Source organism: Ramlibacter tataouinensis, assembly GCF_001580455.1.
Taxonomy (GTDB): Bacteria; Pseudomonadota; Gammaproteobacteria; order Burkholderiales; family Burkholderiaceae_C; genus Ramlibacter; species Ramlibacter tataouinensis_B.
Map to the genome: position 1 here is coordinate 150579 of NZ_CP010951.1, position 25279 is coordinate 175857.

Below are 25279 nucleotides of genomic sequence, written 5' to 3' on the forward strand. Positions count from 1 at the left end.
TCGGTGTAAGGCAGCCGTCAGGCTGTCTGCTTGGCCGCAGCGACCTGCGCCGCCACTTCGGCCGCGAAGTCGTCCACCTTCTTCTCGATGCCTTCGCCGACCACGTACAGGGTGAAGCCCTTCACCTGGGTGCCCTTTTCCTTGAGCATCTGCTCCACGGTCTGCTTGTCGTTCTTCACGAAGGGCTGGTTGAACAGCGAGACTTCCTTCAGGTACTTCTGCACCGAGCCTTCGATCATCTTCTGGGCGATGTCGGCGGGCTTGCCCGATTCGGCGGCCTTGGCGGTGGCCACCGAGCGCTCCTTGTTGATGAGCTCGGCCGGCACGTCGGCGCTGGTCAGCGCCACCGGCTTCATCGCAGCCACGTGCATGGCCACGTCCTTGGCGGACACTTCGTCGCCGTCGAATTCGACCACCACGCCGATGCGGGTGCCGTGCAGGTAGGAAGCCAGCTTGCTGCCGCCGCTGAAGCGCTTGAAGCGGCGGAAGCTCATGTTCTCGCCGATCTTGCCGATCAGGCCCTTGCGCACGTCTTCCAGCGTCGGGCCGAAGCCGTCCTGCGAGTAGGGCAGCGCGGACAGCGCGGCGATGTCGGCCGGGTTGTTCTTCGCCACCAGCTCGGCGGCCGCCTTGGCCAAGGCCAGGAAGCTGTCGTTCTTGGTCACGAAGTCGGTTTCGCAGTTGGTCTCGAGCAGCGCGCCGGTCGTGCCGTCGATGAACGCCGACACCACGCCTTCGGCGGTGATGCGGGCGGCCGCCTTGCCGGCCTTGTTGCCCAGCTTGACGCGCAGGAGCTCCTCGGCCTTCTCCATGTTGCCTTCGGCCTCGGTGAGCGCCTTCTTGCACTCCATCATGGGGGCGTCGGTCTTGGCGCGCAGTTCGGCGACCATGCTTGCGGTGATTGCAGCCATTTGTCTCAACCTTTCAAAAAATCGATGGTCAAAGGGGGCCCGAAAGCCCCCTTGTTCTCAATGTGCCGGGGTGGCGGGGTCAGGCAGCGCCTTCCTTCACTTCCACGAATTCGTCGCCGCCTTCGGAGACGGCGCGCACCACGTCGGCCGCGGCGTTGGCACGGCCCTCCAGGACCGCGTCGGCGATGCCGCGCGCGTACAGCGTCACGGCCTTGGACGAGTCATCGTTGCCGGGGATCACGTAGTCGATGCCCTCGGGCGAGTGGTTGGAGTCGACCACGCCCACCAGCGGGATGCCCAGCTTCTTGGCTTCGGAGACGGCGATCTTGTGGAAGCCGACGTCGATCACGAAGATCGCATCCGGCAGGCTGTTCATGTCCTGGATGCCGCCGATGTCCTTCTCGAGTTTTTCCATCTCGCGCTGGAACATGAGCTGCTCTTTCTTGCTCATGGATTCCAGGCCGGCTTCCTGCTGCGCCTTCATGTCCTTCAGGCGCTTGATCGAGGTCTTGACCGTCTTGAAATTGGTCAGCATGCCGCCCAGCCAGCGCTGGTCGACGAAGTGCACGCCGGCGCGGCGCGCCTCGGTCGCGACGATCTCGCGGGCTTGGCGCTTGGTGCCGACCATGAGGATGGTGCCGCGGTTGGACGACAGCTGGCGCACGAACTTCATCGCGTCCTCGAACATCGGGAGCGACTTCTCGAGGTTGATGATGTGGATCTTGTTGCGATGGCCGAAGATAAAGGGGGCCATCTTGGGGTTCCAGAAGCGGGTCTGGTGTCCGAAATGGACACCGGCTTCCAGCATTTCGCGCATGGTCACGGACATGTATGTTCCTGAAGGTTGGGTCTAAAATCCAGCCCGAAATTGCCGTGCCTGCAAAGGCCGCAGCAACACCTAGGTGGGCTGGATTCGCGTTTCGTCTTGCGCTCTAGGAAAAGCCCTCAAAGGCTCCACCCGGCAAAACCCAAGGATTCTAGCACGTGCCCCTGTCGCCGCCCTCCCGCCCCGACCTGCACACCACCCGCGAGGCGCTGCGCCGGGGCGCCGGCAGCGCGGCCGCCGAGCTGGAGCTTTCCATCGATATCGCCCGCTCGGCCGCCTGCGAGCACGCTTTCCTGAAGACCGGCTTCGACGAGGCGCGCCGCCTGGCGGCGGACCCCGCCACCGTGGCCTCGCCATTGATGGGCTTGGCGGTGTCGGTGAAGGACCTGTTCGATGTGCGCGGCGAGACCACCGCCGCCGGCTCGCTGGTGCTGGCCGGTGCGGCGCCGGCGGCGCAGGACTGCCCCCCGGTTGCGCGCCTGCATGCCGCCGGCGCCGGCCTGCTGGGCCGCACCAACATGAGCGAGTTCGCCTTCTCCGGCGTGGGCATCAATCCCCATTTCGGCACCCCGGCCAACCCGGCCGACCCGACGGTGCCGCGAATTCCCGGCGGCTCCTCCTCCGGCGCGGCCGTCTCGGTCGCCACCGGAGCCGCCTTCATCGGCCTGGGCTCCGACACCAACGGCTCGATCCGCATCCCGGCAGCCCTGTGCGGCATCGTGGGTTTCAAGAACACGGCGCGGCGGGTGCCCACCGAAGGCGCCCTGCCCCTTTCCACCACGCTGGACACCGTGTGCGCCATGACGCGCTCGGTACGCGATGCGATCCTGGCGCACGAAATCCTGGCGGACCGCAAGGTCCCCCTCAGCGACGTGCCGCTGGCCGGCTTGCGGCTGGCGGTGGCGCGGGCCTGGATGCTCGACGGCCTGGAGGCCCCGGTGGCACTCGCCTTCGATCGCGCGCTGGCGGCCTTGCGCGATGCCGGGGCCCGCGTGGAGGAAATCGAGCTTGCGCCCATGCGGGACCTCGGCGCCATCCTGGCCCGGGGCACTTTCGCGGGAGCCGAGAGCTACGCCTGGCACCGGGACCTGCTCGCCAAGGCCGGCGACCGGTACGACCCGCGCGTTCGATTTCGCATCGAGCAGAACGCCAACATGAAGGCGTACGAGTACGTCGACCTGCTCCAGGCGCGGCGCCAGTGGATCGCCCGCATCACCGCCGGGATCGAAGGCTTCGACGCGGTGCTTTCGCCCACCGTGCCCATCGTGGCGCCGCCTTTGGCGCAGGTGGCGCCCGGCGCGGAACGGGACGCGGAGTTCTTCCGTGTCAACACGCTGTTGCTTCGCAACACCAGTGTCGTGAACATGCTCGATGGCTGCGCGATTTCCATTCCCTGCCACACCCCCGGTGAGCTGCCGGTGGGCCTCATGATCTGGCAAAGTGCGATGCGGGACGACACGGTCCTGAACGTTGCGCGGCAGGCCGAAGCAGCACTGGCAGAAAAACACAGGTAATCCATGATCAATTGGGAGGGGCGGCGATGAGGGTCGCCGTCATCGGCGCCGGCATCATCGGCGTCACCACGGCCTTCGAGCTGGCCGTCGACGGTCATCAGGTCACCGTCTTCGAGCGGCACTCCTCCGCCGCGGAAGAAACCAGCTTCGCCAATGCGGGCGTCATCGCGCCCGGCTACGTCACGCCCTGGGCGGCGCCGGGCATGCCGGCCAAGGTCGCGCGCTTCCTGCTGAGCGAGCACGCCCCGGTGCGGGTGAGCCTGCCGCTGGCCGCGGCGGAGGCCGCCTGGATGTGGAAGTGGCTGCAGGCCTGCGACCTGGCCACCTACACCGCCAACCGCACGCGCATGCAGCGGCTGGCGTTCTACAGCCGCACCCGCCTGCACGAGATCACCGAGCACTTCACGCTCGAATACGACCGCAGCGACGGCTACATGGTCATGCTGCGCGGCGACAAGGAACGCAAGATCATCCAGCCGGGGCTGCAGGTGTTGCGCGACGCCGGGGTCACGTTCAAGGAAATCGGCGCCGACGAGGCGCGCGCCATCGAGCCGGCCCTCAATCCCGACACGGATTTCGCGGGCGCCATCCACCTGCCCGCCGACGAGGTCGGCAACTGCCGGCAGTTCGCGCTGCAGCTGAAGGCCCAGGCCCAGGCGCTCGGGGTGCGCTTCGAATTCAACACCGTGGTGGAACCGCTCGACCCGACAACCCCGGGTTCGCTGCGCGTGCGCCCGGCCGGCGGGCAGTCCCCGGCGGAGCAATGGAACTTCAACGCCGTCGTGGTGTGCGGCGGCGTCGATTCTGCGATGCTGCTGCGGCCGCTGGGGCTGGAGATCCCCCTGGCTGCCGTCTGGGGCTACTCGGTCAGCGCGCCGGTGCGCGAGCCGCTTCACGCGCCGCGCAGCGGCATCATGGACGAGCGCTACAAGGTGGCGATCTCGCGCATGGGCAACCGCGTGCGCGTGTCCGGCAGCGCCGAAATCGGCGGCTCGCCGCAGAAGAAACGCGCCGCTTCGCTGCAGACCCTGTACAAGGTGCTGCACGACTGGTTCCCGGGCGCCGCGCAGCTGGCCAACACCGGCGCGGCAGTGCAGGAATGGAAAGGCGCCCGGCCCATGCTGCCGGACGGCCCGCCCCTGATCGGCGCCACCGGCATCCCGGGCGTCTGGATCAACCTGGGACACGGCTCCAGCGGCTGGGCGCTGTCCTGCGGCAGCGCGCGCGTGGTCGCCGACCTGATGTCAGGCCGCCAGCCGGAAGTCGACATCGAAGGCCTGGGCATCGAACGCCTGGTCTGAGCGCGCAGCTGCGGGCGGTGCCAGAATTGCCCCATGCGCCGCATCACCCCCGACCGAGCGTGGCCGCTGCACGATGCAGCGTCCTCGCGCGCGGTCGAAGCGGCGGCCGCCGCCGGCCTGCCGCCGCACACCCTGATGCAGAGGGCCGGCCTGGCGGTGGCCCGCCTCGCCCTGGCCATCGCCCCGCACGCGCGGGACGTCTGGATCGCCTGCGGCCCCGGCAACAACGGCGGCGACGGCTTCGAGGCCGCCATGCACCTGCAGCGCTGGGGCAAGCGCGCCACGGTCACCTGGGCCGGCGACGAAGCGAAGACCCCGGCTGACGCGCGCGCCTCGCTGCAGCGCGCGCGCGGCGCCGGCGTGAGCTTCGCCGAAGCGCCGCCGGCGGCCTTCGATCTCGGCATCGACGCCCTGCTGGGCATCGGCGGCGCGCGTCCGCTGGAAGGCCGGATCCAGGCCTGGGCACGGCAACTGGGCGCGGCGCGCGCGCCCGTGCTGGCTGTGGACCTTCCTTCGGGGCTGGCCACCGATACTGGCACCGGCGACGCCGTGCGCGCCACCCACACCCTGAGCCTGCTCACGCTGAAGCCCGGGCTCTTCACGGCCCTGGGCCGCGACCATGCCGGCCAGGTCTGGTTCGACGACCTGGGGATCTCCGCGCCGGCGCAAGCCCCGGCCGCCTGGCTGGCGGGGCCGCCGCCTGCGGTCCCGCGTCCCCACGCCTCCCACAAGGGCACCTGGGGCGACGTCGCGGTGATCGGCGGGGCGCCTGGCATGGCCGGCGCCGTGCTGCTGGCCGCGTCTGCCGCTCTGCATGCGGGCGCCGGCCGGGTATTCGTGGGCGCGCTCGACGAACGCGCAGCGGCGCTGGACAGCGCGCAGCCGGAGCTCATGATGCGCGCCTGGGAGACGCTCGACCTGCGCGCCATGTCGGTGGCCTGCGGCTGCGGCGGCGGCGAAGCGGTGCGCGCCGTCCTGCCCAAGGTGTTGTCGACGGCCCGGGCGCTGGTGCTGGATGCCGATGCGCTGAACGCCATCGCCGCCGACACGCAACTGCAGGCGCTGCTGCGCGCGCGCGGCCAGCGTGGCCGGGCGACGGTGATCACGCCGCACCCGCTGGAGGCCGCCCGGCTGCTGGGTCGCGGCACGGCCGATGTCCAGGGCGACCGGCTGTCCGCGGCGCGAGACCTCGCCGGCCGCTTTGCCTGCGTCGCGGTGCTGAAGGGATCGGGGACCGTGATCGCGGCGCCGGACCGCGCGCCTTTCATCAATCCCACCGGGAATGCGCGCTTGGCCACGCCGGGCACGGGGGATGTGCTGGCGGGGCTCATGGCGGCACGGTTGGGCACGTCGGATGACGCGCAGCAAGCCGCTGCGGGCGCGGTGTTCGATCACGGGCTGGCGGCCGACCGGTGGCCGCCGGCCGAAACACTCACCGCGTCGGCGCTGGCGCGCGGCCTTGTTGGGTGAGCCCGAGGGACTTCTCTCCTTCCCCCTCCGGGGGAAGGTTGGGATGGGGGCGCTCCCAGGCAGATTGGCAGGCGCCCCCGCCCCAACCCTCCCCCGATAGGTGAGGGAGAAAGCGATTCAGCCGCGGCCGACGAACGGCATCTTCGTCGCCATCACCGTGTGGAACAGCACATTCGCCTCCAGCGGCAAGTTCGCCATGTAGAGGACCGACTGCCCCACGACATCGACGTCCATGAGCGGCTCGACCGCGATCTCGCCGTTGGCCTGCGGCACGCCCTTGGCCATGCGCGCGGCCAGATCGGTCAGCGCGTTGCCGATGTCGATCTGGCCGACGGCGATGTCGTACTTGCGGCCATCGAGCGACGCGGCCTTGGTCAGGCCGGTCACCGCGTGCTTGGTGGAGGTGTAGGCGATGGAGTTGGGGCGCGGCGCATGCGCCGAGATCGAGCCGTTGTTGATGATGCGGCCGCCCCTGGGCGTTTGCGACTTCATCACGCGAAAAGCCTCGCGGATCGTGTAGAACATGCCGTTGAGGTTGGTGTCCACCACCCGCTTCCAGTCGTCGACGGCGATGTCTTCCAGCAGCGCGCCGCCCAGCCCCATGCCGGCGTTGTTGAACAGCAGGTCGACCCGGCCCCAGGCCTTGACCGCGGCCGCGAACAGCGCCTCGACTGCCGCCGCGTCGGTGACGTCGGTGGGCACCGCTAGCGCGCGGCCGGCTGCGCCGGACTCGGCGATCGCCGCATCCAGCGGCTCCTGGCGCCGGCCGGCCAGCGCCACATGCCAGCCGTCGCGCAGCAGCGCCAGCGCCGCCGCCTTGCCGATGCCCGTGCCGCCGCCGGTCACCACGGCCACGCGCCTTTTTTCTTGTTCAGCCATGTCGATTCCTTCGCAGTGTCAGCCTGTCAGCGCCGCGCGCGGCGGCCCTTGCTCTTGGCGGCCGCCTTCTTGGCCGCCACCTTGGCCTGTTTTTCTGTCGACGGTGGCTTGCGCGTGGAGCGCTTGGCCGACGCGCGGGAGACGCTGCCTTTCTTGGCAGGCCCGGCAGCCGGCGGTGCACCCTTGTCCTTCATCGCCCGCGCCGTCAGTTCCTCACCCTCGCGCACCAGGCGGAAATCGATCTTGCGGCCGTCCAGGTCGACGCGGCTGACCTGCACGCGCACCCGCGTGCCGATCGCGTAGCGAATGCCAGTGCGCTCGCCGCGCAACTCCTGCCGGGCCTCGTCGAACTTGAAGTATTCGCCGCCCAGTTCGGTGATGTGCACCAGCCCCTCGACGTACATCTGGTCGAGCGTGACGAAGATGCCGAAACTGGTGGCGGCCGTGACCACGCCGCTGTATTCCTCGCCCAGGTGCTCGCGCATGTACTTGCACTTGAGCCAGGCCTCGACGTCGCGGCTGGCCTCGTCGGCGCGGCGCTCGTTGGCGCTGCAGTGCAGCCCGGCCGCTTCCCAGCCCTGCTGCTCGCGGCTGGGCGGCGCGGCGGGCTTCTTCAGCTTGTGCGTCGGCGGCTTGACCCTGCCGGCCAGCCGCCGGGCCAGCTTCTCGTGCGCCTCGCCAGGCGTCGGCAACGTCGGCAACTCGTAGCGCTCGTTCGTCAACACGGCCTTGATGACCCGGTGCACCAGCAGGTCCGGATAGCGCCGGATCGGGCTGGTGAAGTGGGTGTAGGCGTCGTAGGCCAGGCCGAAGTGGCCGCTGTTGATCGGCGTGTAGATCGCCTGCTGCATGGAGCGCAGCAGCATGGTGTGGATCTGCTGGGCATCCGGCCGCTGCTTGGTGGCCTCGGCGATGCGCTGGAACTCGGCCGGCTGCGGGTCCTCGGTGATGGTCTGCGTGACACCCATGGCCTTGAGGTAGTTGCGCAGGATCTCCTTCTTCTCCGGCGTCGGGCCTTCGTGGACCCGGTAGAGGCCCGGATGCTTGCTCTGCTGGATGAAGTCGGCCGCGCACACGTTGGCTGCCAGCATGGCCTCCTCGATCAGGCGGTGGGCGTCGGTGCGCACGCGCGGCACGATGCGTTCGATGCGGCCGTTCTCGTCGCAGATGATCTGGGTCTCGGTCGTCTCGAAGTCCACCGCACCGCGCTGCTCGCGCGCCTTGAGCAGCGCGCGGTACACGTCGTGCAGGTTCATGAGGTCGGTCACGCGCTCCTTGCGCCGCGCCGCCTCGGGTCCGCGCGTGTTGGCCAGGATGGCCGCGACCTCGGTGTAGGTGAAGCGGGCATGGCTCCACATCACCGCCGGGTAGAACTGGTAGGCCTGGATCTCGCCGGTCCCGGTGATCAGCATGTCGGCCACCATGCACAGGCGGTCGGCCTCGGGGTTGAGCGAGCACAGGCCGTTGGAGAGCTTTTCCGGCAGCATCGGAATCACGCGGCGCGGGAAGTACACGCTGGTGGCGCGGTCGTAGGCGTCCACGTCGATCGCGCCGCCGGTGTCCACGTAGTGGCTCACGTCGGCGATCGCCACCAGCAGGCGCCAGCCCTTGCCGCGGCCGACCTTGGCCGGCTCGCAGTACACCGCGTCGTCGAAGTCGCGCGCATCTTCGCCGTCGATGGTCACCAGCGGGATGTCGGTCAGGTCCACGCGCCGCTTCTTGTCAGCCGGCCGCACCTTGTCCGGCAGCGAGCGCGCCAGGCCGATGCAGGCTTCCGAGAACTCGTGCGGCACGCCGTACTTACGCACCGCGATCTCGATTTCCATGCCGGGGTCGTCGATCTCGCCCAGCACCTCCTTGACGCGGCCCACCGGCTGCCCATAGAGGCTGGGCGGCTCGGTCAGTTCGACCACCACCACCTGACCGGGCTTGGCCAGTCCGGTGGCGCCCTTGGGGATCAGGACGTCCTGGCCGTAGCGCTTGTCCTCGGGGGCCACCAGCCAGACGCCGCTCTCGTGCAGCAGCCGGCCGATGATCGGCTGGGCGGGCCGCTCGAGGATTTCGACCACGCGCCCTTCCGGACGGCCCTTGCGGTCGTGCCGCACGATGCGCGCCTTCACGCGGTCCTTGTGCAGCACGGCCCGCATTTCGTTGGGCGGCAAGTAGATGTCGGAGTCGCCGTCGTCGCGCACCACGTATCCGTGGCCATCGCGATGTCCCTGGATCACGCCTTCGATCTCGTCGAGCAAGCCGCCCGAGAGGTTGTCGATATTTTTGATGTTAGAATCCTTTTCTTTCCTGAAATGCCCAGGTGGCGGAATTGGTAGACGCACTAGTTTCAGGTACTAGCGAGTAACATCGTGGGGGTTCGAGTCCCTTCCTGGGCACCAAACAGATGATAAAGCCGGCGCAGCCGGCTTTATTTTTTGGTGCGAAGGAAAGCGAGTTCATGAGAACTCGCCGGACCACGACAAGGCCGCGACGATGAGCGCGGCCGCGGGTTTGCATCTTCGTCAGACCGGCACCGCGATGAGGTCGTGCCCTTCGGCGCCCACGATGCGCGCCTTCGTGAACTCCCCCACTTTCAGCTGCTTGCTCAGCTTCTCCGGCGGCAGCAGCCTGACGGTGCCGTCGATCTCGGGCGCATCCGCGTAGCTGCGGCCGACGCCGCCCTTGCGGCCCAGGGCCGGCGCCGAATCGACCAGCACCTGCATGGTCGCACCGACGCGCTCGCGCAGCTTCGACGCCGAGACTTCCTCGGCCACCGCCATGAAACGGGCACGCCGCTCTTCGCGCAGTTCGGCCGGCACCATGCCGGGCAGTTCGTTGGCCGCCGCGCCCTCCACCGGACTGTAGGCAAAGCAGCCCGCGCGATCGATGCGGGCCTCGCGCATGAATTCCAGCAGATGCTCGAACTCTTCTTCGGTTTCGCCCGGGAACCCGGCGATGAAGGTGCTGCGGATCACGATCTCGGGGCAGGCCTCGCGCCAGCGCTGGATGCGCTCCAGGTTCTTCTCGCCGCTGGCGGGCCGCTTCATGCGGCGCAGGACGTCAGGGTGGCTGTGCTGGAAGGGCACGTCCAGGTAGGGCAGCACCTTGCCGGTGGCCATCAGCGGAATGACTTCGTCCACCGAGGGGTAGGGGTACACGTAGTGCAGCCGCACCCAAGCGCCGAAAGGTTCGGCCATTTCGCCGAGCGCCTGTACCAGTTCCAGCATGCGCGTCTTCACCGGCCGGCCGTCGTGGAATCCGGTTCGGTATTTCAGGTCCACGCCGTAGGCCGAGGTGTCCTGGCTGATCACCAGCAGCTCCTTGACCCCGCCTTCGAACAGCGCCTTCGCCTCTTTCAGCACGTCGCCGATCGGCCGGCTGACCAGGTCGCCGCGCATCGAGGGGATGATGCAGAAGGTGCAGCGGTGGTTGCAGCCCTCGCTGATCTTGAGGTAGGCGTAGTGCTTGGGCGTCAGCTTGACGCCGGCCGCCGGCACCAGGTCCACGAAGGGGTCGTGCGGCTTCGGCAGGTTCGCGTGCACCGCGTCCATCACCTCCTGGGTCGCGTGCGGTCCGGTGACCGCCAGGACCGAGGGATGGATCTGCCGCACCAGGTTGCCGCCGCCCTCGCCCGCCTTGGCGCCCAGGCAGCCGGTGACGATCACCTTGCCGTTTTCAGCCAGTGCTTCCCCGATGGTGTCCAGGCTCTCCTTGACGGCGTCGTCGATAAAGCCGCACGTGTTGACGATCACGAGGTCCGCCCCCTCGAAAGTCTTGGAGGTCTGGTAGCCCTCGGCACTCAGTTGCGTGAGAATCAATTCGGAGTCCGTCAGCGCCTTGGGGCAGCCCAGGCTGACGAAGCCGATCCTGGGCGTCTTCTCGCCCACAGCCATTACTTCGCTCATCCCCGTATTGTCCCAGAGGGCGAACTCAGGCGCCCGGCCCGGCCCCGGAGGCCGGTCAGCGCTTGGGCGGCGAGATGCCGAAGGCGCCCAGCATCTGCTCGGTCTGCTTCTGCATCTGCTCCTGCATGCTTTCGAACATCTTCTTGGACTGTTCGACGTAATTGCCCATCATCCCCTGCATCAGGGGGTTCTGGACGCTCATGAACTGCGACCACATCTCGGGGGTGATGGTCTTGGACTGCTCGGCCAGCTTGGCCTGAATCTCCGTGAACGCCTGCACGTTCTTCTCGAGATAGGTGCCCATGAAGGCCTGCGCCGAATGGCCATAGATGCGAATCAGGTTCGCCAGGGCGGCCTCGCTGAACAGGGGTGCGCCGCCGGCCTCTTCTTCCAGGATGATCTGCAACAGGATGCTGCGCGTGAGGTCCTCGTTGCTCTTGGCGTCACGCACCACGAAGTGCTCGTTGTCCATCACGAGATGCTTGACTTCGGCCAGGGTGATGTAGGAAGAAGTATCGGTGTCGTAGAGCCGCCGATTGGGGTACTTCTTGATCACCCGCTGGGCGGGCTTTCCTCCGCTGGCTTTTTTGCTTTGCACTGGCTCGCTCCTGGCTCGGGTGTGTCGATCACGCCCGATGTGTTGCATCGCAGCAGATTCTAGGAAGGGGTGACTCCCCCTACCCCCAAGGTTTACCCCTAAAGCTCGGCCGCTGAACCATCCTTGCCCCGAAGCCGCTCCACCGGGGTCAGCCATATCGGGCGCCAGTACGGGTAGATGGAGCGCGGGCAGAACATGCGGTTGTCGCTGTACGCGCCCTGGCAGACGGCGGACTCCAGGATGATGGACGGCGACTTGAAGCGCAGCATGTAGCCGGTGCGCTCATCGACGATCTGGTTCACCAGCGAGCGCACCCGGAACTCCTTGTCGCAATAAGGCACATGCTCGGCGTCGAAATACAGCCCGCGCGTCTTGTTGCTGCCGTCCAGCGTGGCCAGGATCTCGCGATAGGGCTTCACGCGAACGCAGCTGCCCGGCCCGATCCCGCCGAGGCCCTGCTGCGGCGTCTGCTGTCCGGACGGCACCAGGCCCTGGCGCCGCGGAAAAGGAATGCCGTGCGGCAGCAGCCGCTGCAGCAGGTCGTAGCCGGCCATCACCGCCCTCGCCAGCGCATCCCCCAGCCCGATCCGCCGCCCCCAGCGGTCGGCGCGCCGCAGGACGTACATGCTGACGCGGTACACCGTGCCGCGCAGCAGCGTCCCCAGGCCGACGTTGCCGGAGCGATAGTCTTCGACGTACTGGCCCATGTCGTAGTTCGACATGGGCTGGCTCGCATTCAGGATCTCGGTGGCCTGGCAGGCATAGCGCGGGCCCTTCTCGGGGTCCTGCCCCTGCTGCGTGGCCGCCATCAGCTGCTCGATGCTGCAGCCGCGCGCCCGCGGCGCCGCCGGCGTGGCGCGCGAAAGCGGCTCGGGCGCGCCCGGCGCGGCGGCCGGCCTGAGCCAGGCTTCGTTCCAGAACAGGGAGCAGGCCGCTTCGCATCCTCCGTGCGCGCTGCCGTCGCAGCGCACCTCCAGCTGGACGGTGCGTTCCAGCTTGCGGATGCCGCTGTACGCGATGGTGTCGCAGGTCTTGTGTGCGCGCTTGAAGACCCTCAGGGTCTGTCCGCAGAAGGCCAGCATCTCGGGCATGAAGGGCATGCCATCGAGGCGCCCCTGTTCATCGAGCGTCGCGAGGATCTCCTCGCGGCTGCGCACCTGGACCCAGTCTCCAGCGCGCCATTGCGAAGCGGGCATCGTTTTCCAGCAAGCTGCGATTGGCAGGCAAGATCGCCTGAAGCGCAGCTTGCTGCGTCCCACCGCGCCGCGCAAGGTACGAAAAGCTCAGCGCGAAGTGGGAAATTTCTGTCAGAACGGCTGAACTGCCGTCACTGCTCCTGGACCACCATCTCGCGATAGGCGTGCCAGCTCGCATGCGCGATCCACGGGAAGACCACCACCAGGCCGACCATGAACGTGACCAGGCCGAACCAGGTGATCGCCGCAATCAGCAGGGCCCACAACAGCGCCGCCCCGGGGTTGCGCAGGCAGCACTGGAAGCTGGTGATGGCCGCGGTGATGATGTCGACCGGACGGTCGAGCAGCAGCGGCACGGTCACCACGCTCAAGGCGTACACGACCAGGGCCATCAGGCCCCCTGCCGCGGCAAAGGCGACCAGCAGCGGCACATGGCCGCTCGACCAGACCATGCTGACCAGGTTCGACATCTGCAAGGGTTCGCCGCGATAGAACACCGCGAACACGATCGCCGCGACACGCTCCCAGAAGATGAGCGCGACGGCGAGCATCAGGCCGAAGAGCGCAATGGATCCTGCGTTGGTGCGCCACACCCCGCGTGTTTCGGTCGGATCGATGCTGTCGCGGCGCTCCAGCTGGCGCGCATAGCCGTAGATGGGGATGGCGGCGAAAGGCGCCACGAACAGGAAGCCGCCGAGCAGCGCCGGCGCCAGGTGCGCGAGCTGCCAGGTCGCCGCCATCAGCATCCATCCGGCGGCCGCGACCGCGAGTCCCACCGCCAGGCTCGGACCCAGGCTGTGCTTCAGGTCGCGCGCACCCAGCCGCAGCCAGTGGAAAGGTGCTCCCAGTGGCACACGCCGCACTTTCGGCATGGCCGGGGGTTGCACGGCATGGGTCTTGTCGAGCGCATGAGCCATGGCGATCCCTTTCAGAACGAGAACCCGAATGACGAGATCCGATCGGATGCCATCGTAGTCCCTGGGGCCATCTTGCGCCACTGGTTCGGCGGAGACGATCGAACAGCGCGAATCCGCCACACGATGCCGATGAGCTGGTGCGAGAGCGCCAGTTATTGCTGAGGTTGACGTCGCGGGAGCGTGCGTGGCACTGTCCCCTGTTTCGCGGCATCCTGCTCGCGACGGTTCTCTCGAACAAGCACATAAGCGGGAATGCACCCCTGCGCTCTTGCGCGCCTTGCGTACTGGCTGGCTCTTGCCGCTGCCATGCTGGCCGTCTGTGCGGACCCGGCATCGGCGGAGGGGCCGAGTGACCGCTACTGGATCCAGATCGAAGGCTTCCGCCCGGCCATCGAATCGACAGCCCGCTTCGACGTCCCCCGCCTCCCGGTCCAGGGCACGGAGGTCAAGTTCGAGGACGAACTCGGCTTGTCGGACAGCAAGTCACTTCCCTACTTCCTGATGGGCCTTCGGCTGGGCGAGCGATGGCGCCTCGAGTTCGAGTACTACGAACTCAACCGCCAGGGCTCCGGCACGATCCATCGCGACATCCGCTGGGGCGACCTTGTATTTCCCGCTTCCAGCAATGTGGCCAGCCGCTTCGATTCGAAGATCTACCGCTTCAGCGCCGGCTACTCCTTCCTGCGGAACCCGACGGCTGAACTCGGCGCCGCCCTCGGCGTGCACGCCACCGACTTCGCCATCGCCTTGTCCGGCCAGGGCTCGGGCGCGTTGGGCGGGACCCCTCTGAGTGGGACCTTCCAGAGCGAAGAGAACGCGCGTGTGCCCCTGCCGACGCTCGGCCTGTACGGCAGCTACCTGCTGTCCCCCGACTGGATGATTCGCGGACGCGCCGACTACCTGTCGCTCGACTATGGGAAGTACGACGGCTCGCTCCTGAACCTGATGGGCGCCGTCACCTGGCGCTTCTCGAAAAACTTCGGCGCCGGGCTCGGGTACCGCTATGTCGACTACCAGTTGAGCGGCACGAAGGAGCGCTTTCGCGGCGAGCTCAGCTACAGGTTCCGCGGCCCGGCGATCTACCTCGAAGCCGTGCTGTGAGCTCCGCGCAAGGCAGACCGGAACGCGCCGCGCAAGTTTGCAGGCGGCGATGGCAGGAGGGGACCGGGGAAGTTGTTTGCCCTGGTTGGACAAACGAATCGCTTACCAGTGATTGATAAGGACGATTGGTAGGCGCGATTGGACTCGAACCAACGACCCCCACCATGTCAAGGTGGGGATGAAAGACCTCCTTGGACTTCCTCGGACGTCATTTTCCTTCTGTACGACGAGGAAGACTGTCCCACAAAGTCCAACGAAAAGCGTAGAATGTTTTCATACTCTTTTCACACTCACGCCAATGGCCACCTCGCTTTCCAAGGTCGCGGAACGGCACAAACTCAAGCCCAGGCGCGACCCGTACTGGACCAAGATCAGCAAGGGCTGCTATCTCGGCTACAGGAAGATGAGTTCCACGAGCGAAGGCACATGGTTGGCTCGCCTTCTGGATGAAGGCACCGGGAAGCAGGTCTATAAGCCGCTAGGCTCGTTTTCAGAGCTTCCAGAGCACCAACGGTACGACGCAGCGCTAAAGGCCGCTATGGAGTGGTTTGAGCACCTCGGAAGAGGTGGCAGCGCCCACGCCGCGACTGTCCGCGACGCCTGCGACCGGTACGTCGAGCACGTTCGCGAGTCAAGAGGCACTCGCGCTGCCGACGACGTTCAGGCGCGGTTTAGGGCTTACGTACTGCCCGATCGGAAGCTCACCGACGTTGAGCTCACAAAGCTCACACCTGCCCACATCGAAGGCTGGCGCAAGTCACTCCGCGAAAGGCCGACAGCCAGTGGACCAAGGCGGGGCGAGAAGCGGTCAGACAGCTCGTTGAATAGGGACATGACTTGCCTTCGTGCAGCGCTGAATCTCGCCTACAGGGACGGGCTGGTGACATCCGACTTTGCTTGGCGCAGCAAGCTGCTACCTGTCAAGAATGCGGATCGGCGGCGTGACATCTATCTTGACGCGGACCAGAGGCGGCAATTGGTCATCCATGCGCCCGAAGAGTTGGCGACCCTGCTGCGGGGCTTGTCCCTCATTCCCCTGCGGCCCGGTGCCCTTGCAGCACTTACGGTGGCCAGCTATGACAAGCGGCTGAAGACGCTAACGATTGGCAGGGACAAGGCCGGGAAAGACCGCAAGATCACCCTTCCAGACGCCACCGCGACATTCTTTGCGGACCTCTGCAAGGACAAGCTCCCGGGAGCTCCGCTGTTTTCCCGTGCCAGCGGCAAGGCATGGGACAAAGATGCCTGGAAGTATCCGGTCAAGGATGCGGTGACGGCGGCCAAGCTCCCTGACGGCGTGACCTGCTACGCGATCCGCCACAGCGTCATCACCGACCTGATCCACTCCGGGCTGGATACCCTCACCGTCGCACAACTCAGCGGAACTTCGGTGCTGATGATCGAGAGGCACTACGGGCATCTGACACGCGACCACGCTCGGGATGCGCTGGCGCGGCTTGTGCTGTGACAAGCCCAAGGCCAGCGCTGGGACGCCTCTAGTACCCCAAATCCTTCATGCGGATGCTGGTGTTGACCGCGATCAGGCGGCGCAACTCGCTCACAAATGTCTCCTGCGTGCGCGCGTCCAGCGGCATCTCCGTGATGGTCGTGGCGCTGCGCCATTGTTCCGTCCCCCATCTGTTTACGGAGAAAGCGGCGACCTTGCCATTGCGGTCCACCAGCGCCGCCGCCACGTTGCCCATCACCAATGTGAGTTGGGGCCGCTGGATGGGAAGGGTCTCCTGCGCGATACCTACACCCTGTCCGCCCATGCTTTCGTAAAACGCCTCGGTGTAGAGGATGATTGCATCTAAACCGTTCTGGGCTGCAAACTGACCCAGCGCCGACTCGTCCCCGGCGCGATAGGCTTTGAGCAGCGCCGCCGGGTTGTAGGCCACCCTCTTGACCGTCCAGCCAGGGCGGGACACTGCCAGCTTGTTGGCAGTGGTTTCCCAGATGGTTCGCTCGATCTGGCCGTGCATATCGATGAAAGAGTATTCGGGGGTGAAGAACGGTCGGCCCCGCAAAGTGCTGATGCTCACCCGTTCAGGCATCAGCGACACGACGGCCACCGTCTTGATGCCCGCCTCCAGTTGAGGAGGGGTCTGCGTGGCGCAAGCAGTAAGCAGCGCAGCCAGCGCCACAGCAAGAAATAGTCGAATGGGTCTCATGCGGGCAATGTATCGGCCAGCTCAGCCGTTCGCCCAAACCGTGGCCCTTTCCGCACCGAAAGCACCGAAGAGTGTGAATTTCGCGACCTGCCAAGTGGTCCCGCAGTCATGGCCGCCCTCGCTGATACTGTATGCTTGTACAGTGTACGCTGCTGTTCATCGCATCTACAAGGCCGGAGTGAAAGTCACCTATCAGCCGCCCCTCGTTGGGCAGCTCGCTTCGGGCCAAGAAAAGGACAAGCTGGTGCTACGGCTGTGGCCGCTGGACTGGGTGGCAAACGTTTACGCCCCGAAGGACCCGCCGCTGGTCGTGCTCTGGCAGCCCGTGTTCATCGGCATCTACCAGCAGTACCTCAACTTCGCAGGCCTGGAGGTGGACAGCCACGGCGAGCGCCGCCGCTGGACAGCGCAGAAATGGTCCTGCGAACTACTCAGCCCGTCAGGTGCACGGGACTACTTCAAAGGCTATCCAATCGGTTCGCTGCCCCCGACGCCGGGCTTATCGCCGCCCGGTCTTGCGCCGGGGACCGAACCAAGTTGAACTCTTCGGCGGGCGGGTGCATCTGTACCGGGGTGCCCTCTGCACCCTGCTCGCCATCAGGCCAAGAACGGGCCGTTCTCGCGCCCAGAGTCAGTGGCGGAGGCGACGCTGGCACTGGCGGCAGTGGTCTGCGCTTGCGAAGTCGTGAGGGCTGGCTGTTCGAGATCAAGCACTTCGGCCACAACGACGCGGACGGCTCTGATCAATCAGGCCGTTCCCCACGCAGGTCTTGTCGTTCATGCCCACCAGTTTCCCTGACTAAACCAACCCTGAGAAGGCTCCACGATCCAATCAACGATCGTGACGTTGCCGACGATGGTGGGTTCAGTATGAAGCGTTCCGTCCTCGTTCATTCCAGCGACGTTGGCAAAAGCCGCGAGCAGGTCGGCGCGGGTGGCACCGTGATCGAGTCGATCCAGCCAATAGGCGAGTCCGCCAGTGTCAGGAGCGCGGTCAAACGTATTGTGGTAGAGGCCATTGACGAAGTCAAAGTTGGAAGCCGACGAAGCAGCCGAAGTTCTGAACTCCGGCGAGATCGTGAAGCCGACCGCAATCTGCTGAAGCGTAAGTCCGTCCTTGAGCTTGTCGAACCAGTATTCGATGCCACCGTGTTCGCCCGAACGCCCGAACGCAGCATGGTATAGCGCCGCCACGGCGGCTTCCGGTGCCGACCCGGCGAAGATCATTTCCCCGCCGCCGTCGAACTGAACGTACTTGACATTGGTGATGTTCGTCGTGGCATGAGTGGTCGTGTTGATGAAGGTGACATGCGACCTGGGTGTGCCGCCCCAGCCGCTTGATTCGGAGACGATCACTTCGTAGTCCGATGCAGACCCGGTCAGTTGCACCCCCGCGCGCCCACCGAGGCCACCGTCGATGATCGCATCGCCGAGGCCAGCCACGACCATGTCGTCGTCGTAGCCGCTGAGGACCACGGTGTCGTGGCCGGTTCCCAAGACAAACAGTGTGTCCTTACCGCCCGCATCGATGATCCGGTCGTCGCCCGACGTGCCGACGATGACGCGGTCGATATGTCCGTCGCCGGTGGGGCGAACCGTGTAGTAGTCGTGCACCCTCACGTTGACACCGCCCGCTCCCTGGAAAATCGTGACAGGCGGGGCATCGAAATCTAGCTGGACGCCTGTGGGTGTGGTGGGCGAAGTCTGAACGAACATGATGTCCGTCCCAGTGGTCGCAGACGTCAGTTGGCCATACCGCCCGGACCCGTCAATGGAATCGGTCCACCCTATGAAGTCTCTTTAGAGGGGTGGTGAAGTCCTCGATGCCAATCATTCCTCCACTGGCGGCACTGAGGCCAAGAATGGTGTCGATGAGAGCTGGCGTATAGACGGGGGAGCCGGAGCCGCGAAGTGTTTCGGTGACGGCGGACGGAGTTGATTCGTACATTGCAAGATCACTAACTGCTGTTAACACGACGGTAACAGCGGCTGAGCTTGAATCAACTGTTGTGCAGAAAAAGCGCAGCGCAACCGCACGAAGCGTGCACTAGTTCCAGCAATGGCTCACCCGAAAGTGCTCACCCGTATCGGTTCAGGGCGCGAGCCCGCCATCGCCCGACGGACCACCACCAGATGGTCTTCAGCCCGACGGTGACATTGTTCGCAGAGCTTAGGTTTTTTGCGCCCAACCTCATCACGGTGCGGCTTTAGAACAAGCTCAAGCTCTACCATTCGGCCGCCGCAAAACTATGTCGATCTGCGGCTCGAACAGTTCACGCCAGCTCCCAATGTCCCGTAGCAGTACCTTGCCTCTCTCTTTCGCCCTGGCCATGACAGCCGCATTTGCACTAGCAGCGTGTGGTGGCGGTGGCGGCAGTGCCCCGGCCTCGGCCCCGCCGGCCTCCGTTGAACAACCTCCGGCTCAGGCCCCCGATCCTGTACCTGTTGCGTCCGCACAGACTTTCGATGTGAATGCGATCATCAACTCGTATGTGATTGGGTGCGGAACGAACTACACCCTCTCGGCGACTGCGAGCAACGGCGATCACTACGGGGTCACCGTGAAAAAGAGCTGCCCCTACACGTCTCGCCCTGGCCACGGCGGGGTAGATGAACTGAAATGGCTCACCATGAATGACAAACCGGTCATGGTGGAGTGGTACGCCGACCAGCCGCCATACCCAAACTCCATGGTGACCGTGACCTTCAACACGTCACCTTTTCTCATCGATGGCCTCATCGAGAACGCTACCGGTTTCGGCTTCGCCGAGTCCCATACGCCCCCAGCAACGGCCAAGGTCGGCGACTCCGGTGTCCTGTTTGTCCTGAACAACAAAGTTATTCACGGCAACACGGCCGAAGAAGAGATGACGGAATGGTCGGTTGATCCCGCGACAGCCGACACTGCTTGGTTCTGTCTGAATGAACGACGTCGCATCACAGTCGGAACTGCTGCGCCTACCTACTCCGCCATCGATGCGAAGGAGTGTGCCCAGGTCACGCCGTCCGGCGCTGTGATTGGCTACAAGGTGGACGTCAACGATCCGGAGGTCGGCAGCTTGCGGTTCCGGTAACACCGCTTTTCATCGCCAAAGCTAAGGAGCCGCCCCACAGGCGGCTTTTTCATTTCGCGACGCCCCCCAATGCTCTGGTCGCGACCACCGCGAACGTCAAGCCCCTATCGTCCTGTGTAGTTGCGGCGGAGGGTCGCCTGGGCCTTGGCTGTTGTTCCAAGTTGTGCCATGAAACCAGCATGGGCGGCAGCGCAGTCATGCTCATGAGCGAAGTGGAACCACTGATCGCCGCACCCTTACGGTTGAAAGACTGTACTCGGCTAAGAACTCGCACACGCCCTGCTCCAGCAACTCGTCGCTCTCGGGGCCCAAGACCACTTCAGAAATCTCCAAAGGGAAATATCGATGCTTCGACCGAAGCACCTCCGTAGATGGCACATATGGGACGATTCTCCCCCTAGCCGGCCTGAACGAACGAGGAGGCCCCTCGATTCCGAGGGAGCTTCGGACTTCGGGATAGTCGATGTACGCGAGGCGATACTCGTTCTCGCTGCGAAATGCAGGATTCTTGAAAAAAACGGCAAGCTCAAGGAGACGGTCCGACCTGTGGTACACGTCTCGGATGCGCTCTAGCCTGTTGCCATCCGTGTCTGCCTCGAATGCAGAAACCAGATGGTGAACATAGATTTGGACCAGTTTCCTTTGAATGGACGGGTCGTATTCCACCGGTTGTAGCCAACTTTGATCCACGTGAAGCGACAGACGATGGACGGGAAAGCCTATTGCGATTGGACCGTAAGCACGCCATTGGCTGAGACTGTCGTCGTCACCGGAAAAGGAGGTAATGCAAACGCGGTTCTTGGAGCCTCCAAGCTTGTCCCCCCAGGCCGACAATAAATCTCGAACATCCTCACGGCTTGCAGTCGCCCGCATGTCATTGACCGTATCAAGAAGCATGTCCAACCCGTATCTAACCTCGCGCCGGTCGTTGAGATAAGCGAACTCCGTCATCCAGAGGGATCGACTTCGGACGATTCCCATGAAACCCTCCAAAGACGTGTAGTGGTAGACATTGTCCGGAAACGATGCCGGGACAAGCCGGAGTCGTCTGGCCTCGTTCCAGAACGTCTGCTGCGCCTGAAACCAATTTGGGAGATCACTGCTTTCCCAGCTGTAGTAGAAGCCACCTAGTGGTGACCTCCACTTTCGTCTTCTCCAAAAACTTGGCTTGGAGCCCTCGATCAGAGACTCTTCCTCGAACTCGTCTGCGTTAACGCCGTTGGGACAGTTCGGCCATGCACATGGCAGCACCCCGAGCGTTCCATGCTCCGAGCACTTCTTGTCGAAAACTAAGCCTATATGTATGCGCTGCACAATGACACCTACGTAAAGGTAACCGACGCACACCATCAGGTGCGACCGCAGGAGGCGCACGCTCTTGTGCGTCGGTGTCAATTGACCAGTTAGGCGCAAAGGACACGACCTCCTTCGGATACTTGGAAGCCATGTCAGCCCGCCTGCCGAAGACGTCACGCGGGAACCGGATCGCGAACATCGACCAGCCTACCAGTAAGAATTTCGACCAGTTCCGTAATGGCGTCCCAGAAGGCATCCCCAGCGTCTGCGCCTACTATTCCAAACGCTGCTCACGGACGTAGCTTACCGTGTTCGACCCAGCCAGGCCTTATAACCCGCTCGCATCGCCTCCAGCGACCGCCGCTTGCCTTCCGGCGTCTTAGGCCCTGTGCTCGGGCCACCGTGGAAGCGACAACGACCATTTGGATAGAGCAATTTGCACCCGCAAGGCAGCCCTTTTCGGTTCTTTGCACCGCAAGACTGGCCACTGTTGTACCTAGGTTCCCTGTACATTTTTGTTCCATTCGGCGATTACATTCAGAACCCCATGAGTGCGGTTTTGCGCCGCCGTGATGTACGTGGTCACGAGGTGCGTGTTGGGCCTTGGGACACCCCTCACCGTCCCCGGATGGAACGGGACTCACAGCAGGACGACGACCACCCTTTTTGGGGACGTTGATCCCTCGCAACGGGATTTGCGCGGGATGAGACGGAATTGAACTGGTCAGTAGCAGCAAATGAGGGCGTTCCGTGGGCCTCATTTCCATACTTTTTTCATACCGCCAATGAAAACGGCACCCGAAGGTGCCGTATGTCATTGATTTGTTGGTAGGCGCGATTGGACTCGAACCAACGACCCCCACCATGTCAAGGTGGTGCTCTAACCAGCTGAGCTACGCGCCTAGAGTTCGTTCGAGAAGCGAGATTGTAGCAGAGGACACGAGGCACCTCTTCAACACGCGCTCACCTCCGCTTGGCCCAGCGCACGCCCTGCACTTCGGCGACCAGCCCGAGCACATGCGCGAGCCGGCCGGAATCGCCGACCTCCACCGTGAACGTCATCCAGGCCGTGCCCTTCACCGACTGGGTCTGCACTCCGATCACGTTCATCTTTTCCTTCGCGAACACTTCGGAGATGTCGCGCAGCAGCCCCTGCCTGTCGGCGGCCTCGACGGCGACGTCCACCGGATAGACCGCCGCGGCCTCGCCCTTGGGCGCCCACTGGACCTCGATCACGCGTTCGCCGGCGCGGGCCGCCAGCTCGCGGAAGCTCGCGCAGTCGCGGCGGTGGATGCTGACCCCCTTGCCGCGCGTCACGAAGCCCGCGATGGCGTCCGGCGGCGCCGGCTTGCAGCACCGGGCCAACTGCGTCATCAGCGAATCGATGCCGACCACCAGCACGCCGCCCTTGGCCGCACGCGAAGGCGCGCGCGGTTTCTTCAGCAGGAACTCGTCCTGCGGCAGCGGCGCTTCCGGCGGATGCAGCAGCGTCTCGATGTTGCGCAGCGAGTATTCGTCCTTGCCGACCACCGCGAACAGGTCCTCGGCCGACTTGAAGCCGAGCTGGCTGGCGAGATCCTCCAGCTTCAGCGCCGTCTTGCCTTCACGCTGCAGCAGCTTTTCCACCGCCTCGCGCCCGCGCTGGACGGTTTCGTGCCGCTGCTGCTCGTTGAACCAGGCGCGCACCTTGGCCTTGGCGCGGTGGCTGGCCAGGAACGCGAGCTCGGAATTGAGCCAGTCGCGCGAAGGCCCGCCCTCCTTGGCCGCGGTGATCTCCACCGTCTGGCCGTTGCGAAGCGGCGTGTTCAGCGGAACCATCGCGCCGTCCACGCGCGCGCCCCGGCAGCGATGGCCGAGGCTGGTGTGCACGGTGTAGGCGAAGTCCACCGGCGTCGCGCCCTGCGGCAGCTCGACGATGGCGGCATCGGGCGTGAGCACGTAGATGCGGTCGTCGAACAGGTCCCGGGTGGCGCCGGCGAGGTCGCGCTCCCAGGCCAGCAGCTGCCGCAGCACCGCGATCTTGGCGTCGTATTCGCCGCTGGCTGACACGCCCGCATAGCCCCTGGCGCCGGCTTCCTTGTACGCCCAGTGCGCGGCGACGCCGTGCTCGGCGTGCTCGTGCATGGGCTGGGTGCGGATCTGGATCTCGATCGCCCGGCCGGCCGCGTCGCGCACCACCGTGTGCAGCGACTGGTAGCCGTTCGCCTTGGGCTTGGCGATGTAGTCGTCGAATTCCTCGACGATGGGCGAGAATTGCTGGTGCACCCAGGACAGCGCCGCGTAGCAGTCCTTCACCTCCGGCACGATCACCCGCAGCGCGCGGATGTCGAACACCTGGTCGAAGTCCAGCGACTTGCCGCGCATCTTCTTGACGATGCTGTAGATGTGCTTGGGGCGGCCGTGCACGCTCGCGTGGATGCCCTGCGCCTTGAGTTCCGCTTCCAGTTGCGAGCGCAACTGCTCCACGTAGGCCTCGCGCTCCACGCGCCGCTCGTCCAGCAGGTGCGCGACCTGCTTGTAGGTGTCGGGCTCCAGGAAGCGGAAGGCCAGGTCCTCCATCTCCCACTTCAGCTGCCAGACGCCCAGGCGGTTGGCCAGAGGCGCGAAGACGCTCAGGGCCTCGCGCGCCACGCTTTCCGGTGCCACCGTCTTGGTGGCCGCGTGCCAGCGCAGCGTCTGCAGGCGCGACGCGAGCCGCAGCATCACCACCCGCAGGTCGCGCGAGAACGCCAGCAGCATCTTGCGGACGGCCTCGGTCTGCGCCTTTTCCTTGTCGAGCTGGCTGGTCGCTTCGGCGGCCCGGGTCTGCTGCTGCACCCGCACCAGCTTGGTCGTCTCCACGGCCAGCGCGGCATAGCTGTCGCCGAACGCCTTGGCGATCACCTCCTCGGGCTTGTTCAGGTGCACGCAGGCATAGACCAGGTAGCTCGCGGCCTGCATGGCCTCCGAGCCGCCCATGGTCTTGAGGATCGCCGCCACCGCGTCGGCGTGGGCCAGCGTGTTCTCGCCGGTGTCCAGCATCTCGCCGGCGATCAGCGGCTCAGCGAAGGCACGCGCGCGCGCCAGCGCGTCGGCCTGGCGCGGCATGGCCTGCTCGGTCGCCGCGATCAGCTCGGGGACGGCCGCGGCCTCCGCTTGCTCCGCTCTCAGGCTCTTCATCGATCCAGCAGGAACAAGGCGACCGCCTCGACCTGGTCGTCTGAAACGAAAGTGGGCGCGTGGCCCACCCCGGGGAACTCGACCAGGCTCGCGCGCGGGCCACGGCGGGTCATCTCGAGCGCGGTCTCCTTGGCAAGCAGGTCCGAGGCGGCGCCGCGCGTGAGCAGCACGCGCGCCTTGATGTTGTCGTAGAGCTTCCAGAGCATCGCCTGCCCCTCGGCGGCGCTTTGCTCGGTGACGGTGCGGAAGGGCACAGCAATCGCCGGGTCGTAGTGCAGCGTGAAGCCGCCGCTCTCCAGCGGCTTGATCATGGCCTGCGACAGCGCCAGCCATTGCGCCGGCGTATGCGGCCCGAAACTGGTCGAGATCGCCCACATCGCATCGGCAGCTTGCTGCACGCTGTCGAAGCGGCCGGTCTGGCCCACGTAGGTGCCGATCCGCTGCAGCGCCTGCCACTGGATGGCCGGCCCCACGTCATTCAGCACCAGCCGGCGCAGCGGCACCGGCAGCGGCAGGTCCGGCGCCCCCGCCAGCGTCAGGCCAATCAGCCCGCCCATGCTGGTGCCGACCCAGTCGAAGGTCTGCAGCGGCGCTTGGCGGTGCAGCTGAGCCAGCATGGCCAGCATGTCCCCCGCGTAGGTCGGGATCTGGTAGCCCATCGGGTCCTTGAGCCAGTCGCTCTGGCCACGGCCGGCCACGTCGGGGCACACCACCCGCAGTTGGCCGCGCGCGCGCGCCACCAGCGACTGCGCCAGCACATCGAAGTCACGCCCCTGGCGCGACAGGCCATGGGCGCAGACGATCAGGTGCGGCGAGGCCGCGTCGCCCCATTGCCAGTAGGCCATGCGGTGGCCGCCGGAGGCGTCCGGACAAGGTACGTAGTTCAGCGTAGGTGGGAACACGGCAGTGGGAAAAAATCGCATACTCGCGGCCCATCATATTCAACTCACGTTCAATCCACGGAGACACC

21 protein-coding genes and 2 tRNA genes are annotated in these 25279 nt (G+C 65.5%); 8 read left to right on the forward strand and 15 right to left on the reverse strand.

What is annotated here, in order from left to right:
• Positions 1–17: 17 nt before the first annotated feature.
• Together tsf and rpsB are read right to left on the reverse strand one after the other, a co-directional pair.
• Entirely contained in the window at positions 18–911 is an 894-nt protein-coding gene (gene tsf / locus UC35_RS00770; RefSeq protein ID WP_061495146.1) for a translation elongation factor Ts, read from the reverse strand.
• 79 nt (positions 912–990) lie between these two features.
• Positions 991–1740: a 30S ribosomal protein S2 gene (rpsB, locus tag UC35_RS00775; protein ID WP_061495147.1), complete on the reverse strand. Its 750-nt coding sequence runs from the start codon at positions 1738–1740 to the stop codon at positions 991–993.
• A 161-nt stretch (positions 1741–1901) separates the two neighbouring features.
• Here rpsB and UC35_RS00780 point away from each other — a divergent pair, with 161 nt between their 5' ends.
• Genes UC35_RS00780 through UC35_RS00790 form a run of 3 tightly spaced genes read left to right on the forward strand, consistent with a single transcriptional unit; the run spans position 1902 to position 6022 of the window.
• A complete protein-coding gene (locus UC35_RS00780; protein ID WP_061503613.1) occupies positions 1902–3251 on the forward strand; it encodes an amidase in 1350 nt (449 codons plus the stop codon).
• 26 nt (positions 3252–3277) lie between these two features.
• The gene (locus UC35_RS00785; RefSeq protein WP_061495148.1) at positions 3278–4552 is read left to right on the forward strand and encodes a D-amino acid dehydrogenase; all 1275 of its coding nucleotides are present in this window, start codon (positions 3278–3280) and stop codon (positions 4550–4552) included.
• Positions 4553–4585: 33 nt separating this feature from the next.
• Positions 4586–6022, forward strand: coding sequence for a bifunctional ADP-dependent NAD(P)H-hydrate dehydratase/NAD(P)H-hydrate epimerase (locus UC35_RS00790; RefSeq protein ID WP_061495149.1), 1437 nt, complete (start codon positions 4586–4588; stop codon positions 6020–6022).
• A gap of 117 nt (positions 6023–6139) precedes the next feature.
• Here UC35_RS00790 and UC35_RS00795 read toward each other — a convergent pair whose 3' ends face one another.
• Entirely contained in the window at positions 6140–6901 is a 762-nt protein-coding gene (locus tag UC35_RS00795; protein ID WP_061495151.1) for an SDR family oxidoreductase, read from the reverse strand.
• Between the two features lie 26 nt (positions 6902–6927).
• Positions 6928–9150: a ribonuclease R gene (gene rnr / locus UC35_RS00800; protein WP_145979302.1), complete on the reverse strand. Its 2223-nt coding sequence runs from the start codon at positions 9148–9150 to the stop codon at positions 6928–6930.
• A gap of 56 nt (positions 9151–9206) precedes the next feature.
• Here rnr and UC35_RS00805 point away from each other — a divergent pair.
• Positions 9207–9291: transfer RNA gene (locus UC35_RS00805), tRNA-Leu, on the forward strand.
• 123 nt (positions 9292–9414) lie between these two features.
• Here the strand turns inward: UC35_RS00805 and rimO are convergent.
• The 4 genes from rimO to UC35_RS00825 form a co-directional block, all read right to left on the reverse strand.
• The gene (gene rimO / locus UC35_RS00810) at positions 9415–10797 is read right to left on the reverse strand and encodes a 30S ribosomal protein S12 methylthiotransferase RimO (protein ID WP_061495153.1); all 1383 of its coding nucleotides are present in this window, start codon (positions 10795–10797) and stop codon (positions 9415–9417) included.
• 55 nt (positions 10798–10852) lie between these two features.
• Entirely contained in the window at positions 10853–11395 is a 543-nt protein-coding gene (phaR, locus tag UC35_RS00815) for a polyhydroxyalkanoate synthesis repressor PhaR (protein WP_061495155.1), read from the reverse strand.
• A gap of 98 nt (positions 11396–11493) precedes the next feature.
• Entirely contained in the window at positions 11494–12591 is a 1098-nt protein-coding gene (locus tag UC35_RS00820) for a hypothetical protein (protein WP_061495156.1), read from the reverse strand.
• A gap of 131 nt (positions 12592–12722) precedes the next feature.
• Positions 12723–13508 (reverse strand): DUF2189 domain-containing protein, encoded by a 786-nt coding sequence (locus UC35_RS00825; protein WP_061495158.1) that lies wholly within the window; start codon positions 13506–13508, stop codon positions 12723–12725.
• A 306-nt stretch (positions 13509–13814) separates the two neighbouring features.
• On the opposite strand from UC35_RS00825, the gene UC35_RS00830 reads away from it, so the two are divergent.
• Both UC35_RS00830 and UC35_RS00835 read left to right on the forward strand, forming a co-directional pair.
• Positions 13815–14609, forward strand: coding sequence for a hypothetical protein (locus tag UC35_RS00830; protein WP_061495160.1), 795 nt, complete (start codon positions 13815–13817; stop codon positions 14607–14609).
• Positions 14610–14907: 298 nt separating this feature from the next.
• Positions 14908–16077 carry a tyrosine-type recombinase/integrase gene (locus UC35_RS00835; RefSeq protein ID WP_061495162.1) on the forward strand — a complete coding sequence of 390 codons (1170 nt, stop codon included), beginning with the start codon at positions 14908–14910 and terminating at the stop codon, positions 16075–16077.
• 28 nt (positions 16078–16105) lie between these two features.
• On the opposite strand, the gene UC35_RS00840 is transcribed toward UC35_RS00835, so the two are convergent.
• Positions 16106–16780, reverse strand: a complete 675-nt coding sequence (locus UC35_RS00840; RefSeq protein ID WP_145979303.1) for a hypothetical protein — start codon at positions 16778–16780, stop codon at positions 16106–16108.
• Between the two features lie 178 nt (positions 16781–16958).
• Between UC35_RS00840 and UC35_RS00845 the strand changes: the two genes are divergently transcribed.
• On the forward strand, positions 16959–17321 hold the full coding sequence (locus tag UC35_RS00845) for a hypothetical protein (protein ID WP_061495166.1): 363 nt from the start codon (positions 16959–16961) through the stop codon (positions 17319–17321).
• Between the two features lie 236 nt (positions 17322–17557).
• On the opposite strand, the gene UC35_RS00850 is transcribed toward UC35_RS00845, so the two are convergent.
• Positions 17558–18496, reverse strand: a complete 939-nt coding sequence (locus tag UC35_RS00850; RefSeq protein WP_061495167.1) for a DUF4214 domain-containing protein — start codon at positions 18494–18496, stop codon at positions 17558–17560.
• A 752-nt stretch (positions 18497–19248) separates the two neighbouring features.
• Here UC35_RS00850 and UC35_RS00855 point away from each other — a divergent pair.
• Positions 19249–19854, forward strand: coding sequence for a hypothetical protein (locus UC35_RS00855; protein WP_061495170.1), 606 nt, complete (start codon positions 19249–19251; stop codon positions 19852–19854).
• 201 nt (positions 19855–20055) lie between these two features.
• Here the strand turns inward: UC35_RS00855 and UC35_RS24455 are convergent, their stop codons facing one another.
• The 5 genes from UC35_RS24455 to UC35_RS00875 all read right to left on the reverse strand — a co-directional run bounded on the left by UC35_RS24455 (position 20056) and on the right by UC35_RS00875 (position 25211).
• A complete protein-coding gene (locus UC35_RS24455; protein WP_415752699.1) occupies positions 20056–21204 on the reverse strand; it encodes a DUF2971 domain-containing protein in 1149 nt (382 codons plus the stop codon).
• A gap of 249 nt (positions 21205–21453) precedes the next feature.
• Complete coding sequence (locus tag UC35_RS24415; protein ID WP_082792496.1) at positions 21454–21663, reverse strand: HGGxSTG domain-containing protein; 210 nt, start codon at positions 21661–21663, stop codon at positions 21454–21456.
• 313 nt (positions 21664–21976) lie between these two features.
• Positions 21977–22053, reverse strand: a tRNA-Val gene (locus UC35_RS00865).
• Between the two features lie 60 nt (positions 22054–22113).
• A complete protein-coding gene (locus UC35_RS00870; protein ID WP_061495173.1) occupies positions 22114–24309 on the reverse strand; it encodes a RelA/SpoT family protein in 2196 nt (731 codons plus the stop codon).
• Positions 24306–25211: an alpha/beta fold hydrolase gene (locus tag UC35_RS00875; protein ID WP_227820422.1), complete on the reverse strand. Its 906-nt coding sequence runs from the start codon at positions 25209–25211 to the stop codon at positions 24306–24308. Before UC35_RS00875 ends, UC35_RS00870 begins: the two co-directional genes overlap by 4 nt.
• Positions 25212–25279: the final 68 nt, after the last annotated feature.

Bases quoted from the DNA above. Each gene is read 5' to 3' on its own strand.
- UC35_RS24415 (WP_082792496.1), bottom strand. From the start codon at position 21,663: ATGTACAGGGAACCTAGGTACAACAGTGGCCAGTCTTGCGGTGCAAAG.
- UC35_RS00850 (WP_061495167.1), bottom strand. From the start codon at position 18,496: ATGTTCGTTCAGACTTCGCCCACCACACCCACAGGCGTCCAGCTAGAT.
- UC35_RS00820 (WP_061495156.1), bottom strand. From the start codon at position 12,591: ATGCCCGCTTCGCAATGGCGCGCTGGAGACTGGGTCCAGGTGCGCAGC.
- UC35_RS00840 (WP_145979303.1), bottom strand. From the start codon at position 16,780: ATGAGACCCATTCGACTATTTCTTGCTGTGGCGCTGGCTGCGCTGCTT.
- tsf (WP_061495146.1), bottom strand. From the start codon at position 911: ATGGCTGCAATCACCGCAAGCATGGTCGCCGAACTGCGCGCCAAGACC.
- UC35_RS00795 (WP_061495151.1), bottom strand. From the start codon at position 6,901: ATGGCTGAACAAGAAAAAAGGCGCGTGGCCGTGGTGACCGGCGGCGGC.
- UC35_RS00835 (WP_061495162.1), top strand. From the start codon at position 14,908: ATGGCCACCTCGCTTTCCAAGGTCGCGGAACGGCACAAACTCAAGCCC.
- UC35_RS00790 (WP_061495149.1), top strand. From the start codon at position 4,586: ATGCGCCGCATCACCCCCGACCGAGCGTGGCCGCTGCACGATGCAGCG.
- rpsB (WP_061495147.1), bottom strand. From the start codon at position 1,740: ATGTCCGTGACCATGCGCGAAATGCTGGAAGCCGGTGTCCATTTCGGA.
- rimO (WP_061495153.1), bottom strand. From the start codon at position 10,797: ATGAGCGAAGTAATGGCTGTGGGCGAGAAGACGCCCAGGATCGGCTTC.
- UC35_RS24455 (WP_415752699.1), bottom strand. From the start codon at position 21,204: ATGGTGTGCGTCGGTTACCTTTACGTAGGTGTCATTGTGCAGCGCATA.
- UC35_RS00785 (WP_061495148.1), top strand. From the start codon at position 3,278: ATGAGGGTCGCCGTCATCGGCGCCGGCATCATCGGCGTCACCACGGCC.
- UC35_RS00870 (WP_061495173.1), bottom strand. From the start codon at position 24,309: ATGAAGAGCCTGAGAGCGGAGCAAGCGGAGGCCGCGGCCGTCCCCGAG.
- UC35_RS00830 (WP_061495160.1), top strand. From the start codon at position 13,815: ATGCTGGCCGTCTGTGCGGACCCGGCATCGGCGGAGGGGCCGAGTGAC.
- UC35_RS00825 (WP_061495158.1), bottom strand. From the start codon at position 13,508: ATGGCTCATGCGCTCGACAAGACCCATGCCGTGCAACCCCCGGCCATG.